At 41.4% G+C, this 15,337-nt stretch carries 12 protein-coding genes; 9 read left to right on the top strand and 3 right to left on the bottom strand.

Annotation, left to right across the window (positions count from 1 at the left end):
* Positions 1 to 33: 33 nt before the first annotated feature.
* The gene (locus CEF19_RS24100) at positions 34 to 2,307 is read left to right on the top strand and encodes an S-layer homology domain-containing protein (RefSeq protein ID WP_406565384.1); all 2,274 of its coding nucleotides are present in this window, start codon (positions 34 to 36) and stop codon (positions 2,305 to 2,307) included.
* 92 nt (positions 2,308 to 2,399) lie between these two features.
* Here CEF19_RS24100 and CEF19_RS08255 read toward each other — a convergent pair whose 3' ends face one another.
* Together CEF19_RS08255 and CEF19_RS08250 are read right to left on the bottom strand one after the other, a co-directional pair.
* Positions 2,400 to 3,662 (bottom strand): diguanylate cyclase domain-containing protein, encoded by a 1,263-nt coding sequence (locus CEF19_RS08255; RefSeq protein ID WP_406565383.1) that lies wholly within the window; start codon positions 3,660 to 3,662, stop codon positions 2,400 to 2,402.
* A 9-nt stretch (positions 3,663 to 3,671) separates the two neighbouring features.
* Complete coding sequence (locus tag CEF19_RS08250) at positions 3,672 to 3,857, bottom strand: hypothetical protein (RefSeq protein ID WP_100405651.1); 186 nt, start codon at positions 3,855 to 3,857, stop codon at positions 3,672 to 3,674.
* Between the two features lie 434 nt (positions 3,858 to 4,291).
* Between CEF19_RS08250 and CEF19_RS08245 the strand changes: the two genes are divergently transcribed.
* The 5 genes from CEF19_RS08245 to CEF19_RS08225 all read left to right on the top strand — a co-directional run bounded on the left by CEF19_RS08245 (position 4,292) and on the right by CEF19_RS08225 (position 11,064).
* Positions 4,292 to 4,774 (top strand): GNAT family N-acetyltransferase, encoded by a 483-nt coding sequence (locus CEF19_RS08245; protein ID WP_100405650.1) that lies wholly within the window; start codon positions 4,292 to 4,294, stop codon positions 4,772 to 4,774.
* A gap of 96 nt (positions 4,775 to 4,870) precedes the next feature.
* On the top strand, positions 4,871 to 5,389 hold the full coding sequence (locus CEF19_RS08240; protein WP_100405649.1) for a phage tail protein: 519 nt from the start codon (positions 4,871 to 4,873) through the stop codon (positions 5,387 to 5,389).
* A 23-nt stretch (positions 5,390 to 5,412) separates the two neighbouring features.
* Positions 5,413 to 5,910 (top strand): phage tail protein, encoded by a 498-nt coding sequence (locus CEF19_RS08235; RefSeq protein WP_100405648.1) that lies wholly within the window; start codon positions 5,413 to 5,415, stop codon positions 5,908 to 5,910.
* 20 nt (positions 5,911 to 5,930) lie between these two features.
* Positions 5,931 to 6,455, top strand: a complete 525-nt coding sequence (locus tag CEF19_RS08230) for a phage tail protein (protein WP_100405647.1) — start codon at positions 5,931 to 5,933, stop codon at positions 6,453 to 6,455.
* 70 nt (positions 6,456 to 6,525) lie between these two features.
* Complete coding sequence (locus CEF19_RS08225; protein WP_100405646.1) at positions 6,526 to 11,064, top strand: S-layer homology domain-containing protein; 4,539 nt, start codon at positions 6,526 to 6,528, stop codon at positions 11,062 to 11,064.
* A 361-nt stretch (positions 11,065 to 11,425) separates the two neighbouring features.
* On the opposite strand, the gene CEF19_RS08215 is transcribed toward CEF19_RS08225, so the two are convergent.
* A complete protein-coding gene (locus CEF19_RS08215) occupies positions 11,426 to 11,881 on the bottom strand; it encodes a hypothetical protein (RefSeq protein ID WP_100405644.1) in 456 nt (151 codons plus the stop codon).
* Positions 11,882 to 12,030: 149 nt separating this feature from the next.
* On the opposite strand from CEF19_RS08215, the gene CEF19_RS08210 reads away from it, so the two are divergent.
* The 3 genes from CEF19_RS08210 to CEF19_RS23105 all read left to right on the top strand — a co-directional run bounded on the left by CEF19_RS08210 (position 12,031) and on the right by CEF19_RS23105 (position 14,954).
* Positions 12,031 to 13,074 (top strand): S-layer homology domain-containing protein, encoded by a 1,044-nt coding sequence (locus CEF19_RS08210; RefSeq protein WP_100405643.1) that lies wholly within the window; start codon positions 12,031 to 12,033, stop codon positions 13,072 to 13,074.
* Positions 13,075 to 13,295: 221 nt separating this feature from the next.
* Entirely contained in the window at positions 13,296 to 14,063 is a 768-nt protein-coding gene (locus CEF19_RS08205) for a tyrosine-protein phosphatase (protein WP_100405642.1), read from the top strand.
* A gap of 720 nt (positions 14,064 to 14,783) precedes the next feature.
* The gene (locus CEF19_RS23105) at positions 14,784 to 14,954 is read left to right on the top strand and encodes a hypothetical protein (protein WP_157800912.1); all 171 of its coding nucleotides are present in this window, start codon (positions 14,784 to 14,786) and stop codon (positions 14,952 to 14,954) included.
* Positions 14,955 to 15,337: the final 383 nt, after the last annotated feature.

The raw sequence follows: 15,337 nt of genomic DNA, 5'->3' as shown, positions 1-15,337 counted from the left end.
CATGATTCCTATACGTTAGATACATTTGAAGCATTGCAAACGGCAATTGTTCAAGCAGAAGAAGATCTTGAAGCCATTAACTATCAGTATGAGCTTTATGCTGCTTTAAATGCTTTGCAAACGGCAATTGACGGACTAGAAGAAGTAATTGATTTAGGACCAGGATATCGTTTTGACTTCGGTTCTGCATCAAGTCCAATTGCAAATGGGTACGAAAGAGTAACAGATACGACGATCTATAATGAAGAAACAGGCTTTGGGTTTGCTGCAGCAGCAGATGGAAATCGTGATCAAAGTGCACCAGATGACTTAAGACGCGACTTCATTTTGGCAAACGGAAGTGAATTTATCGTCGATGTTCCAGACGGCGAGTACGATGTAAAAGTTATTACAGGTGCCCAGACAGATAGCAATGACACAACGTTCACTTTGGAAGATGAAGAAGGTGAAGGCGGTACGCGCACCGAGCCGGGTGAATTTGCTGAATACGAAACAACTGTTAAAGTAACAGATGGTCAATTGAATATTGGTTTTACTGGGTCATGGGCACGTGTGAATGCAGTTGAAATTGTGAACGTTAATGATTTCAATGTAAAATATGACTTTGGTTCAGCAACAAGTCCAGTTTCTTATGGCTGGAAGCAAGTGACTAATACGATGATTTATGATAGCGAAATTGGCTATGGACTAGACAAAGCCGTAGCAGAGCGTGATCGTGGCGGCCCAGATGATGTTAGACGTGACTTTGTTATCAATGGAGATTATCAGTTTACAGCGGATCTTCGTGACGGAGATTACCTTGTGCGCATCATTGCTGGAGATGACATTGCTTCTAATACCTCTGCCTTTATTATAGAGGGAGAAGATTTTGGAACGATTAATTCGGCATCAGGGCAATTTGAAACACTAGAAGAAACAGTCACAGTCACAGACGGCCAATTGAACATTGAAATTGGTGGCGTCGGACGCATAAACGGTCTGGAGGTTTATTACGTACCGGAAGATGTTGAAGAGCCAGGTGCACCAGCTGAACCAGGTAACGGATCAGGTGGCGGTGCAAGTCCGAACCCAAGACCTAATCCAACACCACCAACACCAACTCCAGAGCCTGGTCAAGTAATTGTCGATAATGACGTGGTGAAGGTAGAACGTGTAACGACGGAAGATGGAAAAACAAAGGTAACAACAACCGTAAACAAAGAACGGCTTACAAAAATGATTGAAGAAGAAGACTTTATCGAAAAAGTAACAGTGAATATCGAAAAAAAATCAGGTGAAGTAGGCGAAGTGAACGTACCCGCGTCGGTATCAAAACTTTTGGCTGAAAAGAACCCAAATGCCGTCATTGAAATTGAGTCGGAAGAGGGAACATATCGTTTCCCAGCTTCTCAAGTGAACTATGCAGATCTTTCTGCACAGCTTGGTAGCGAAGATTTTGAATTAACGATTTCAATCAACGAGGTCACTCCTGAAGTGACGACTCAAAGTACAAAAGAGAGCGTTGTCTCAAACTATGTTGAGTTTAAAGTTGTAGCAAGTGTAGATGGAAACGAAGTTGAACTTCATGAGTTTACTGGCTATGTCGAAGGAGAAATTATTGTTTCAGCGGACGTAAACCCAGAGAGATCGGTTGTCATGAAGGTTGAAGCGGATGGCAGTTACACATCTGTACCAACAGTATTCAACGGAGACGTGGCGACATTTAAGAGCATGTCGAGTGGAACATTTGTTGTCGTTGAAAGCGAAGTTAGCTTTAACGATTTACCAGTAACATTCTGGGCAAAGGATCACTTCGATAAATTAGCAGCGAAGCATATTTTCCAAGGTAATAACGGAGATGTGATGCCAAATGCACCAACATCACGCATCAACTTGGCTGTTCTAATTACCCGAAGCCTTGGTCTAGAAGCAAGAAGCGAATACAACCAACAATTCAGTGATGTAAACGGAGATGAGTGGTATGTCTCTGAGTTAATGGCAGCTGTAGAAGCAGGCATTATTACGGGGAAAAATGATGGCAGCTTCGATGCATACGCAGTTGTCACACGCGAACAAGCCGCAGCGATGATTTCTCGTGCAATGAAGCTTGTTGAGTTTGACGAAAGTAAGCTTGATGGTTCAAAGAAAAGCGAGGCATTTGCTGATTATGCAAGCGTAAGTGCGTTTGCGAAAGCTGATGTTGAGCTATTATTACAAGCGGGTATTGTAGATGAGCGCGACAGCTTTAACCCAAAAGCCTCTACAACACGTGCTCAAATGGCAAAAATGGTGGATGAGTTCTTACAATTTGTAAATCTATCAAATTAATATGAATTAGGAAGAGACCCCTCACGAGCTGAGGGGTCTCTTCACCATGGTTGGGGAGCGAGTGAGATGGGGGAGTTGCCTTTGTATAAGTGTCATCCCTCATAAAACGCAAAGCAGTTCTTCCCGCTCTTTTTCGCCTGATACATCGCATAATCTGCTGCCTTTTTTAAATCGGTTATAGTTGAAGCATTCCTTGGAAAAGAGGCGATTCCGATGCTAGCGGTGACCGCTAGTCCAATCCCTTCGTACAGCACCGGTTTTGTGACTGCATTGATAACTTGTAGTGCAATATCCTTCGCTTTATCTTCATCCATGTTTTGAAGAACGAAGGCGAACTCATCTCCGCCTAATCTAGCAACAAATCCCTCGCTCTCGATACATGGTTTAATTCGATCTGTGATCTCTATTAACACGTCATCCCCAGCTAGATGCCCATGTGTATCATTAATTTCCTTAAATTCATCTAAATCTAGAATCATCATAAAGAGGGAGTTCGTTTCTTGGAATGCTGTGTCGAGATACTTTATTAAGTACCGCCTGTTCGGTAATTGCGTTAATTCATCATGATAGGCTAAAAAGTGAATAAATTCTTCATCTCGCTTTTTCTCTAACGCAATCGAAGCAAGTGAGGAAAACTGTTCAAGACGTTCTATTTCTTCAACAGTTGGCGTTCTTTGCTCAGGGTAATACATCGCAAAGGTACCTAAGACTTCATTCGCTGAGGAGAGAATGGGTATAGACCAACATGCTCGTAAACCTTCTTTTAAAACCCTTTCACGTCCGACGTCCCATAAAGGATCAAGACTAATATCAGAGACGGCAACTAATTCTTTTCGATAAGCTGCTGTGCCACAGGATCCATGCTTTGGACCAATTGCCAGCCCATTTAGACGCTGTTTAAACTCATTCGGAAAGCTAGGAGCGGCAATTAAAGAAAGGCGTTCCGTATCTTTATTGAATCCAAGAACAGAGCACCGAACCCCCGCACCCATTTCCTCAACAGTGTAGCAAATGGTCTCCAACACTTTTTCGAGAGGGGCCCCTCTAGCGATCGAGGTCAAAATTTGATTGTGATTATTTAATCGTTTTTGCGCCTGTTCTTTTTTGGCGATTTCTTCATCTAGTTCAATAATGGTTGAAACGTATTGGGCCATAGTCTTTATAAAGGCTTTGTGCTTCTCTTTAAAATCGAAGGTAACTGAATCAGTTGCACAGAGTGTACCAATCACGGATCCGTCACTCGACGTAATAGGTGTTCCAAGATAGCTCTTGAATCGTTTTGTCAGTTCATGGTCCTTTGTTAATGGATGTACGGTTAAATCAGATATCGCAAGCGGTTCCCGACCGCCCTCTATGGTAAGCCTTCAGTAAGCATCCTTAAACATTGTTTCAAATCCTTCAATCAATAGGACTTTCTTTTTATTGAATGTTTGGAACATACGATTGGATTGGCCATCATTGAAAGCAATATAAAACGTATTCGTTTCAATAAATGCGGCCATCATCTCAAAGACGTGCTTTGCTGATCTCTGCAACCTTTTTAAATACATACTCTATCCTCCTTTACGAGACATTCTAATAGTTATTATTTTAATCGAAATTATCAGAAGTTCATAGATAAGGTTTTATGAACTATTGGTGCTATTTGTGGTGAAACGCGTATATCTGATGCAGAAACGCGAATATATTGCTCAGAACCGCGAATAAAAAACTAAAATCGCGAATATCCTTCTCAGAATCGCGATTAAACTCACATAACCGCAAATATATCCGACAAGCCGTATTAAAACCGGACTGCCACAACTACCACTCAGTTAAAGCAGAAAACCATCTCCTCAGCCGAAGTAGATCCCCTTATCCAGGAAAGCCGACTATCAGCGAGACGTAATATTAATAGTTTGTTGAATATTCAGCAAACTATTGCGAAAAATGGTAAAACATAATAAAGTTATTTTATACAAAAAGTGGAAGGTGACTAGGTATTTTGGAACACAATACAGTAGTTGTTTCAGATGGCGATGATATAGATTTTTTATATGAAGTGTATGCAAGTTCAAGAATCGAGGAAGTGTCTATATGGGGTTGGAGCGAAGGTGAAATAACGCAATTTTTGCAAATGCAATTTCAGTTTCAAATGCGCTCCTATGAACAACAATACCCAAATTTAGAAACAAGAATCATTGTTTATAAAAATGAACAGGCAGGTCGCTTACTTCTAGCAAACTTAGAAGATAGGATGGTTATCGTTGAGATTACATTGTTACCTCTCTATCAGCATAAAGGGCTGGGTACAACGGTATTAACAGAAATTTTGAATGAAGCAAAATCCTCGAACCTATTTGTAGAACTCAGTGTATTAAAAAGTAATCAGCGAGCGATTTGTTTTTATGAAAAAATGGGATTTTCCGAGGTTAGTAGAAATGATTTATATTTGAAAATGATAAATAATGAAAGCGGCAGTTCTTAATTGACTAATTATAGGAGGTGATGACAAGGAAGTAGTTATAGAGTCAGTTTAGGTTCAAATAGAATGGCATTCGCCTTAAGGAGGTAAGAAAGAATTATGTCAGATCAATTTATCGGAGAAATTCGACAGTTTGCTGGTAACTACGCACCAGTGGATTGGGCTTTTTGTGATGGGAAAGTATTAAGCATTTCAGAAAACGAGGCGCTCTTTTCACTCATCGGTACTACGTACGGAGGGGATGGCCAAACAACGTTCGCTCTTCCAGATTTTCGTGGGAGAATCGTTCTAAATCAAGGGAGCAATCCAACAACCGGCACGGCATATAATCAAGGTCAAAAGAGTGGAACCGAAACGGTAACACTTACCGAGCAACAATTGCCAAATCATACACATGGTGTAGCCGCTTCATCTACAGCTGGTACTGAACCAAGTCCAGCTAATGCGCTTTGGGCAAAGGCGGGATATAACCAATATTCTAATCAACAGCCGAATCAAACAATGAATGTAGCAGTTGTTTCAAGCACAGGTGGAAGTCAATCTCATGAAAATATGATGCCTTATTTAACCGTTAGCTACATTATTGCTTTAACAGGTTATTACCCAACAAGAAATTAGGAAAAGAAGGAGGGAAATATAAAATGGCAGAACCGTTTATCGGAGAAATTAGATGTTTTAGCTTTCCATTTGAACCAAAAGGCTGGGCGCCATGTAATGGACAACTACTATCCATTGCACAAAATCAAGCATTATATGCAATTTTAGGAACAACATATGGTGGGAATGGGACGACTACATTTGGGTTGCCAGACCTAAGAGGAAGGGCCCCTGTTCATAAAGGCAATCAGATCACTCTCGGTCAAAGTGCGGGGGAAGAATCCCATACCTTGACAATGAATGAGATGCCAGCCCATACACACACAATTAATGCAAGTACAGTAGCAGCTAATAAAATAGAAACCAATAACAATGTGTGGGCAAATAATGGAAAAAATGACTATGCACTTCAATCGAATGGTGTCATGAGTCCAGAGGCGCTGTCATCTACTGGTGGCGGTCAAGCGCATTCAAATATGCAACCATATAATGTGGCTAATTATTGTATTGCCTTAATAGGGATATTCCCACCAAGAAACTAATTTAAGAAGGAAGTGAAAAAATGGATCCTTTTGTCGGAGAAATTCGTTTGTTTGCGGGAAATTATGCGCCAAGAGACTGGGCATTTTGCGAAGGACAGTTGTTAGCAATCTCACAAAATACTGCGTTGTTTTCAATACTAGGAACAACGTATGGTGGAGATGGTAAGACAACCTTTGCTTTGCCAGATTTAAGAGGGAGAACAAGTATGCATCAAGGACAAGGTACTGGTTTGACACCTAGAGTACTAGGTGCAGCTGGAGGGGAAACAACAGTAACATTAAATCAAGCGGAAATCCCAAGCCATAATCATAGCGCAAATAGTAATAGTACCTCCAATCAACAAGATACTATTGGTGCAGTATGGGCTAGTGTTCCATCTGGGAAAGGAAGTCAACCAGCCTATACTGACCTTTCCCCAAACACAACGATGAACCCCCAGGCATTGCAACCCACTGGTGGGAACGTAGGGCATAATAATATGCAACCTTATGTAGGGCTGAACTTTATTATTGCATTATATGGAATTTACCCGGCGCATTCATAACTAGGTAATAAGAAATCCCGGAAAAAAAGTGAGGTGTAAAATAAAATTTCACTTAAAAGGAGTTTAATAAATGGGGAAAAAAACTATTAATATATTTGTTTGTTTTACATTAGTTTTCTATCAATTACTAGGAGTAATTTTTATTCCTACAGCAAAGGCTGCTAGTCTTCCGCAAACAACACAAGAGCTCAATGGCGATTGGTTATCAGACATTGCTAATGGTTTTGATGTGATTGAAGAAACTCACCCAGTTGAATCTTATAATAATAACGGTATTTATTTTGATTATGGTTCCGTAGGTTCAGCTTCAATGAAGATTATTGCCGCAGAAGACTTTGGAGGGGGAGTATTTGACTTAAAGAGTCTTGTAATCGAACATTATGATGAAAGGCAAGGGTTTGATTGGACGATAACAGGTCATGACGCTTCGGGAGTAGATATTGCTACGGAATCTGGTACGGTTAACGGTGTACCTGGAAGCAACGTCGATATGGTATACACTTTAGAATTCGTTCATTTAAATAATATTAATTCATTTACTATTTATATAAGTACAACTAACCATGATCTTACTGCTTCTGTTGATGAGATAAGTAAGATATGGAATTTTGATTTTAAGGAATTCACAATAGCCAATACGTCACTCGGTGATTCAACACCACCCGAACTTACAAATGTCACGATGTCATCAAGTAATAACAATTCGACAATGGCAAAAGTAGGAGATGTCATTACACTTGATATTATTGCAAATGAAGATATAAATCCCCCTACAATAACGATCGCCGGAAATACTGTAACCCCAACTGATAAAAGTGATGGTAATCCTTCAACATGGTTGGCAACATATACACTGCAATCAAGTGATATAGAAGGGACTATACCATTTACAATCAATTATAGTGACTTGGCTGGGAATAATGGAACAGAAGTTACTTCTGTCACATCAGGTATGGCTGTTATATTTGACAAAACAAAAGCAGATGACATCACACTCTCCAGCAGTTCAATCTATGAAAAAAAACCAATCGGTACAGCAGTGGGAACATTAAGTGCAACCGACCCAAATGATGGTAGTGAAACGTTCACCTATTCTTTACACGCAGGTGACACAAGTGCCTTCACTATTAATGGAACAACATTAAAAACAGCAGAAGTGTTTGATTTTAATACGAAGAATAGCTATAGTATCACGATTCGGGCAACTGACGATGTTGGAAACACGTTTGATAAAGCTTTTACAATTAATGTAACAGAAAATCAAACCCCAACTGGTTCTGTTACGATTAATAGTGATGCCTCCCACACAAATTCAACAAGTGTCAGCTTAACCAACACAGCAAGTGATGCCGAAAATGAAGCGATTGAGATGCGTTTTTCTGATGATGATGCTAATTGGAATAGTTGGGAAGAATTTAATGCATCGAAGTTATACACCCTACCAGTGGGAGATGGAACAAAAACTGTATATATGCAGTTAAGGGATTCTACTGGAAATATTTCAACGTCTTATTCAGATACAATTGAATTGGACACAACTCCTCCAGTAGTAACGGGTATAAATGATGGAGATAAAACGAAAGAAGACGTAACGATTGAGTTTAACGAAGGAACAGCCACATTGGATGGTGACCCTTTTACAAGTGCTGGAACAGTAAGTACTGAAGGGGACCATATATTAATTGTCACAGATGCTGCTGGAAATAGCACGTCGGTGAACTTTACAATTGACAAAACTATCCCAACGGCATCCATAGTCACTCTCACCTCGAATAGTACCGAGGGAGCAACGGAAGCAAAAGTTGGAGATGAACTCACTCTCGCTCTCATCACAAATGAGTCCATCAGCACCCCATCAATAACAATTGCCAAAAATACAGCAACCATAATTGATGATGAAGATGGAGACGCGTCCACATGGAAAGCAACCTACACCTTGCAGGAAAGCGACACAGAGGGAGACGTTTCGTTCACAGTCGACTTTCAAGACGAAGTAGGAAACGTGGCCACACAAGTAACAACAACAACGGACGGTTCAGCTGTTACGTTTGATAAAACAGCACCAACCGGCACCGTCACATACAGCACCGACGATCCGACAAATGGGAATGTGACCGCAACATTAACCATTGATGCCGGTGTAACAGTGACAAATAATGAAGGCCGTAAAGAATATACCTTTACAACAAATGATAGCTTTACGTTTGAACTGAGAGACGCAGCAGGGAACACAGGAACAGCAACAGCGACGGTCTCGAATATCGACAAGAATGTCCCAACGCTGACAACAGTGGAAATGACATCAACCAATGCTAATTCAACAACAAAAGCGAAAATTGGTGACGAGGTCACATTGACATTTGTCGCGAATGAGTTGATTGCTGATCCTACTGTAACGATTGGTGGAAATGCCGCAACCGTCAGTGACAACGAAGACGACGATGCAACGACATGGCGCGCGACATACACCATGGCAGAAGGAGATACGGAAGGTACTATTGCCTTTACGATTGATTTCGCAGACCTTGTTGGTAATGATGGCACGGAGGTAACAACGGTGACATCAGGAGTAGCTGTGACATTTGATAAAACAGCGCCAACCGGAACAATTGACTACAATACAACAGATCCAACAAACGAAGATGTAATCGCAACACTAAATCCAAGTGAAGACGTCACGATTACAAATAACAATGGTGAAACCACATTTATCTTTACAACAAATGCTTCGTTTACGTTTGAGTTTATCGATGGCGCTGGAAATGTAGGCAGTGCAACAGCGACAGTGGCCAATATCGACATAACTCCTCCAGTGGTAACAGGGATTAGTGATGGAGACAAGGTTAATGAGGATGTGACGATTACCTTTGACGAAGGGGCGGCGACATTAAACAACAACGTATTCAATAATGGAGACACCGTAACAGAAGAGGGCGATTATACATTAATCGTCACCGATGAGGCAGGAAATGAAACGCACGTCACGTTTAAGATTGACCAAACAGCTCCGAAGGGGACCATTGTATATAGCATAACGGAACCAACGAGGGAAAAAGTCACAGCGACCTTGAGTCTCGATGAAGCCGCAACGATTACAAATAACGGTGGTTCTGCGACGTATGAATTTACATGGAATGGGACGTTTACCTTTGAATTTGTCGATGAAGCAGGAAACATCGGGAGTGAGACAGCGACGGTCAATAATATTAGAAGTATTTCTTCGCCAAGTCCAACCCAACCAACTACCGAGGAAATTACCGTTGACATCGAAATTGGGAATCCAGGTCAAGGTTCAACGGTTACCCAAACCAAAATTAAACGGACGCGTGGAGCGGATGGAATTGTACGGGACGAAGTGACGTATCAAGAGGAACAAGCAAGAGAGACGATCAAACAAGTAAAAGAAACGGGACAGACGACAGCAAGAATTGTCATTCCAGACTCAAAGGATGAAGTGTCACAAGTAGATGTCACGATTCCAAGAGACGCGTTCGACGCATTAGCACAAGCTGGAATTAACCTTGAAATCTCGACCGCAAATGGTCGGGTGACGATTCCAAAGAACTCTTTGCAAGGTTTTGAAGAAGACTTATACTTCCGGATTGTTCCGATAAAAGAAGATTCTAAACGTAAAGAAGTCGAAGACCGTGCGAGAGTTGAACGGATTGTTAAGGAAATATCTAATGGTCGTGCTATCACAATACTAGGCCGTCCAATGACAATTGAAACAAATATGCAGGGTCGAGCTGTAGAATTAGTTCTTCCTTTAAAATCCGTTACCCTACCAACAGATGCTGAAGAAAGAGAGCAATTCCTTTCTGATCTCGTCGTCTTTATCGAACATAGTGATGGGGAACGAGAATTAACTAAAGTCGAGGTTGTCCCATATGAAGGGAATGAAGCCGAACTTGGTGTGAAATTTATTGTTAACAAATTTAGTACGTTTACGATTCTTAATATGGAAGGCTGGGGAGAGTACGAGGAGGAGAACACCCTGAATGCACGGACCTCTTACATTAATGGTTTCCCAGATGGAACATTTAGAGCAGGAGCGTCAATTACCCGTGCACAAATGGCTGCAATTCTCGCAAGAAATCTAGGTTATGATGAAACGAAGCAAGTGAATTATTCGCCATTTAAGGATGTTTCCACACGTCACCATGCGCTTGGGGAAATTGCATTTGTCAAGGAACTGGGTATTATGAATGGCGATGAGCAAGGAAACTTCCGACCTGGTGATGAGATTACGCGAGCACAAATGGCAACAATCGTCGTCAATTATAAACAGCTTGATGTGATGACGAATACCCCATTGTCCTTTACTGACACAACGAAACATTGGGCGAGGTGGAATATTGAAGCCAACTTAGAAGCTGGGATTATCAAAGGTTATCAGGATGGGACATTTAAGCCAAATGCAGCTTTAACAAGAGCGCAGGCCGTTGTCATGATGAACCGAATGTTTGAACGTGGTCCATTATATGGAGTCACAACACCAAGCTTCCCAGATGTGCAACCAACACATTGGGCCTTTGAAGAGATTGAATCAGCTTCACGAGATTATCAGTATACTCTTGACCAAAACGGCATGGAGTGGATTCACAATTAATACGTAACAAAACCTACTTGTCTTCTAGGCAAGTAGGTTTTTAATCTTTGCAGATCTCCGTCTCCCTCACTGTCACCGTCGTATCCGCATCCGAAAGGTCGAAATACCGCGAAACGCGAATAACCTGAGCAAAACCGCGAATAAAATCTCAAAACCGCGAATAACCTGAGCAGAACCGCGAATAAACCCACCCCGCCCCAATCAACCACCGCATCCAATTGCCCCAACTGCCACTCAGCCAAAGCAAAAACCCACTCCCCTAAGCCTGAAGTAGGTCCCCAAATCCATTATCCCCGAATTACCACCTAAAAACGCCGACTTCGCCCCACCGCACTCCCACCTCTCCACACAAAAAGTCCACTCACTCCTGATAATCCCACATCAAAGCCCAACCCTCCGCGTCCTCCGCCACATACACCGGCTGCACCAACTCGAACTTACCATACTTCCCGTTATACACCTGCGTCACCACCACCTCGTACACCACCTCAAACGGCTCGCCGTCATCAGTCATCTTCCAATTCACGCGCTTCGTCGGCCGCGACAGCGAGTAGCTAAATGTATCAACGCCGAAATGATTCATGAATACATGCGCTCGGTCCTGGATATACGTACCCTTCGAAAATTTCTGGTGCATGCTCGGATGGAACAGATCCCAGGACGACGAGAACTCGCTCGCCTGCTCATAGCTGTAGAAGGAATCTACGATATTGGTCGCCTGTCTCGCTTCGGATGGTAGCAACAAGAGAAACAATAAACCTACAATTGCAACGCCGGCCGCAATTAATATGAATGCTGGCACTCGTCTTCGTATCATGGCACGTCCCTCCCCATAGGTCGTCTCCCTCATCTCTATTCAGAATAAGTGCCCATCATTCCCACTTAGTTCCTATTTACGTATCGTCTTCTCTGTCATAAAATGATCTAGTACGACTAATTTTGACAAGAAAGAAGGGCTCATCCAAGATGAAAAAATTCATCACGACTATTATGGCTTGTATGCTACTCGCATTAATGGCGCTCCCTGTCATGGCTCAAGAAGAAACACGCACCGCAGATTCCTATTTAATGTATGACATTTGGGGTCACTGGGCGGAAGACGAACTTGATGACTTAGTGAACGCAGATATTATAAAAGGGTACCAAGATGCCGATGGCGACTATTACCTAAATCCGGGCGGAAAGATTACCCGCGCTCAGTTTGCAGCAATTACCGTACGTGCGTTAGGACTTGAAGCAACAGGCGAAGGCAAAGTCTTCTCCGATATCTCAGCACATGGCTTGAAGAATGAAATACAAATTGCTAGTGACCATGGCATTGCACGTGGTCGTGAAGATGGAACGTATAACCCGAATGCACCGATTACCCGCGACCAATTGGCAACGATGATCGTTCGTGCATTTAATGACACGATCGAATTTACGGGCACAGCAAAAGAATTCACAGATGTATCAAGTGACTACTGGGCAGCGTTAGAAATTACTGAAGCTAGCCGCGTTGGCGTCATTCGTGGCGACGAGAAGAACCACTTCCGTCCACGTGAGCAAGCCTCTCGTGCTCATGCAGCCGTCATGATTCACCGTGCTTTACAGCTAGAGCAATCAAACACGCCAAGCGATGCGGATTTAACGAGCTTTGTGTTAAACAGCGAAACGGAAAGCTTTCCATTATTTGCGAGCAGTGATACGAACGGCTTATTAGCTCATAATGCAAAGTATTACACAGGCTACCAAAAAGCTTCAGCTGATGAAATGGTTGAGTGGTTTTTCGAAGACTCCACTACGCAAGAAATGGCGTTTACCAACGAACCTACACTTACAGTCCTTTCAAAAAGCAATCGTTATGCAAAGGTAGAACTTGATGGCGAACTATCGTTAAGCTACACAGACAGCTCGACAAACTTCTCAACCGTCATGCCATATACATCAACTTATTATGTGAAGAATGTAGATGGAGAATGGAAGGTATATTATACTGATATCCCTTTTGAATTAGATGACCTAGAATAGTAGATTGAAAGTGGTCGTCCTCACTGTTGAGGATGACCACTTTTTGTAAGTAAATAAACATAAATCAGAAAATGTCGAACAATGACTATAAGTTTATTGTTTAATTTACGCAAAAAGTCTCGAATACTAACCAAATATATGGTAGATTATTAGATATTAATTCATAAGTCCTAATATTTAAATGTTTGAATATAATTTAAATTAAAAAGAGGGTGCTCAAAATGATCGACATCCACAGTCACATACTTCCTAACATAGATGATGGTGCGCATTCCATTGACGAAGCGATCAACATGGCAAAGCAAGCCGAGGAACAAGGGATCTACACGATGGTCGCAACACCACATCACAGAAATGGAACCTACAATAATTCAAAGCTTGAAATCGAGAACCATGTCGTTAGCTTAAAATCAATATTTAATGAAAAAGGCTTGAATCTAAACATTGTCCCAGGTCAAGAGATTCGGATATACGGAGAATTGATGCAAGACATTGAAGAGCAGCAGCAACTACTTACCCTCAATCATACCAACTATATACTAGTAGAATTACCATCTGACCATGTGCCTGCTTATACATCAAGATTACTTTACGATTTACAGTTGGCTGGCATCCAACCTGTCATTGCTCATCCAGAGCGAAATAGTGAAATCGTCCAACGACCAGATAAGCTTTACAATCTAATTAAACAAGGCATGCTAGCCCAGCTAACAGCATCTAGCCTAACAGGTAGATTCGGCAAGAATATAAAGAAATTCTCAGAACAGCTTGTTGATCACCAGCTCGTTCACTTTATCGCTTCCGATACACATAACACAACCACGCGACCAAATGACCTTCGAGAAGCCTTTAACCTCGTTGAGCAGAAATTTGGTACGCAAACCGCCTATTACTTACAAGAAAACGCAGAAACCCTCGTTTACGGTGAAGCCGTTCTACCCGAACCGCCCTACCAAATCAAGAAGCGTAAATTCTTAGGATTAATTTAAGGGCAGTGGTTATACCTCTTACTCGTGACCGCAACAAGGAGTCTTGTGGAAATCAACCGTATTTTCCTAAGGCCCTTGTTTCTCCGTGTCGCAGGATAAAACAGTAATATGATTAATGTAAATATTAATTTATTAATATTTATACGAATGTTTTGAAGGATGTAAGCACTTTTTATTACAGAGCTTGAAATAATTTTATTTAACCAACGGATTATTAAGTTTTCCTATTTATTACTTTAGTTACATTTGGAATTGGTGAAATTACCATATGATAAAAGTACGGGACTAAATAAATGCGAAAATAGGAGGGTTTCTATGCAGATCACAAATATGTTTAATCATGTTTACTTTAATAGCCTTATTGATGACCACTGTTTCACGGATAATCGCTCAAGAAAGTGATGACTAAACCGACTAAGCAGTCTTCCGTGGCATTGCTAAGACCATACTGACTAGCTGCTTAATTAGCGAGACGGAAGGTTTTCGAGAAATTAAAAAAACTGCAACTTCTTATGAGTAAAAACTTAGTGATGTCCGTCACTACCATTTTCTATATGAAATGACACCGATACCTATAAAATCAGTAATCTACCTCTTTATAGAGGGTGTTCAATGAATGAAATAGGCCATTTTACTGAAGCAAAACAAAGATCAGGTACCTAATTTAGGGTAGGTACGATAAAACGATTCACTCGGATATCGAACATAGGGGCGAGATTGATGAAAAGAGAAGGAAACTACATCGAGTTACTGACCAGCAGGAATCCAGAGGAAGCTTATATCATGTTAACCTCTACGATTATTTCTGAAAAGTCAGTACCAAATGAAACAAAGATGACAATTCTAAAAAAGATTGTCGACAGCTATCAACTCCTTCAAGAAATTGAATAAACGTGAAGATAACTAGTCTAGCTATCTCACTTTTATAAAAACGGAGAGATTGGTCATGGCATATATGAAAGAAATTTGGACACCCTTATCAATTTTTAAAATTCGGATGTTTCATAACAGCACGGATGGGCATTATTACTTTAAAGTAGGCAGAAAAAGAAGACGAAGGTTATTTTAAGAAAACTAGTAAAATAGTTTGCTCTGATGCGTTTGAAGTAGTGTCGCGGCTATGTCTCCTACCCGTTACCGTTGGAGGCACTCGACGATCCTGTGGGGAAATGAATCCGTTTCCCTTAGGCACCAGTTGCCGGAAGGGCCGTGTGAGGGGAGGTTTAATGCCTCAAGGGGGAAACCCCGTAGAAAAAGGAGTACTTATTTCCCTT

This window comes from Bacillus solitudinis (assembly GCF_002797395.1).
GTDB lineage: Bacteria > Bacillota > Bacilli > Bacillales > Bacillaceae_D > Halalkalibacter_A > Halalkalibacter_A solitudinis.
Note: the sequence above shows the minus strand (reverse complement) of the source record. Positions and strands in the feature narration are given on the sequence as shown.

What these genes read in the sequence shown, in the direction of transcription:
- CEF19_RS08250 (WP_100405651.1), bottom strand. Translation starts at nt 3,857, where the DNA reads ATGTATTTAAAAAGGTTGCAGAGATCAGCAAAGCACGTCTTTGAGATG.
- CEF19_RS08240 (WP_100405649.1), top strand. Translation starts at nt 4,871, where the DNA reads ATGTCAGATCAATTTATCGGAGAAATTCGACAGTTTGCTGGTAACTAC.
- CEF19_RS08235 (WP_100405648.1), top strand. Translation starts at nt 5,413, where the DNA reads ATGGCAGAACCGTTTATCGGAGAAATTAGATGTTTTAGCTTTCCATTT.
- CEF19_RS08230 (WP_100405647.1), top strand. Translation starts at nt 5,931, where the DNA reads ATGGATCCTTTTGTCGGAGAAATTCGTTTGTTTGCGGGAAATTATGCG.
- CEF19_RS08225 (WP_100405646.1), top strand. Translation starts at nt 6,526, where the DNA reads ATGGGGAAAAAAACTATTAATATATTTGTTTGTTTTACATTAGTTTTC.
- CEF19_RS08215 (WP_100405644.1), bottom strand. Translation starts at nt 11,881, where the DNA reads ATGATACGAAGACGAGTGCCAGCATTCATATTAATTGCGGCCGGCGTT.
- CEF19_RS08210 (WP_100405643.1), top strand. Translation starts at nt 12,031, where the DNA reads ATGAAAAAATTCATCACGACTATTATGGCTTGTATGCTACTCGCATTA.
- CEF19_RS08205 (WP_100405642.1), top strand. Translation starts at nt 13,296, where the DNA reads ATGATCGACATCCACAGTCACATACTTCCTAACATAGATGATGGTGCG.
- CEF19_RS23105 (WP_157800912.1), top strand. Translation starts at nt 14,784, where the DNA reads ATGAAAAGAGAAGGAAACTACATCGAGTTACTGACCAGCAGGAATCCA.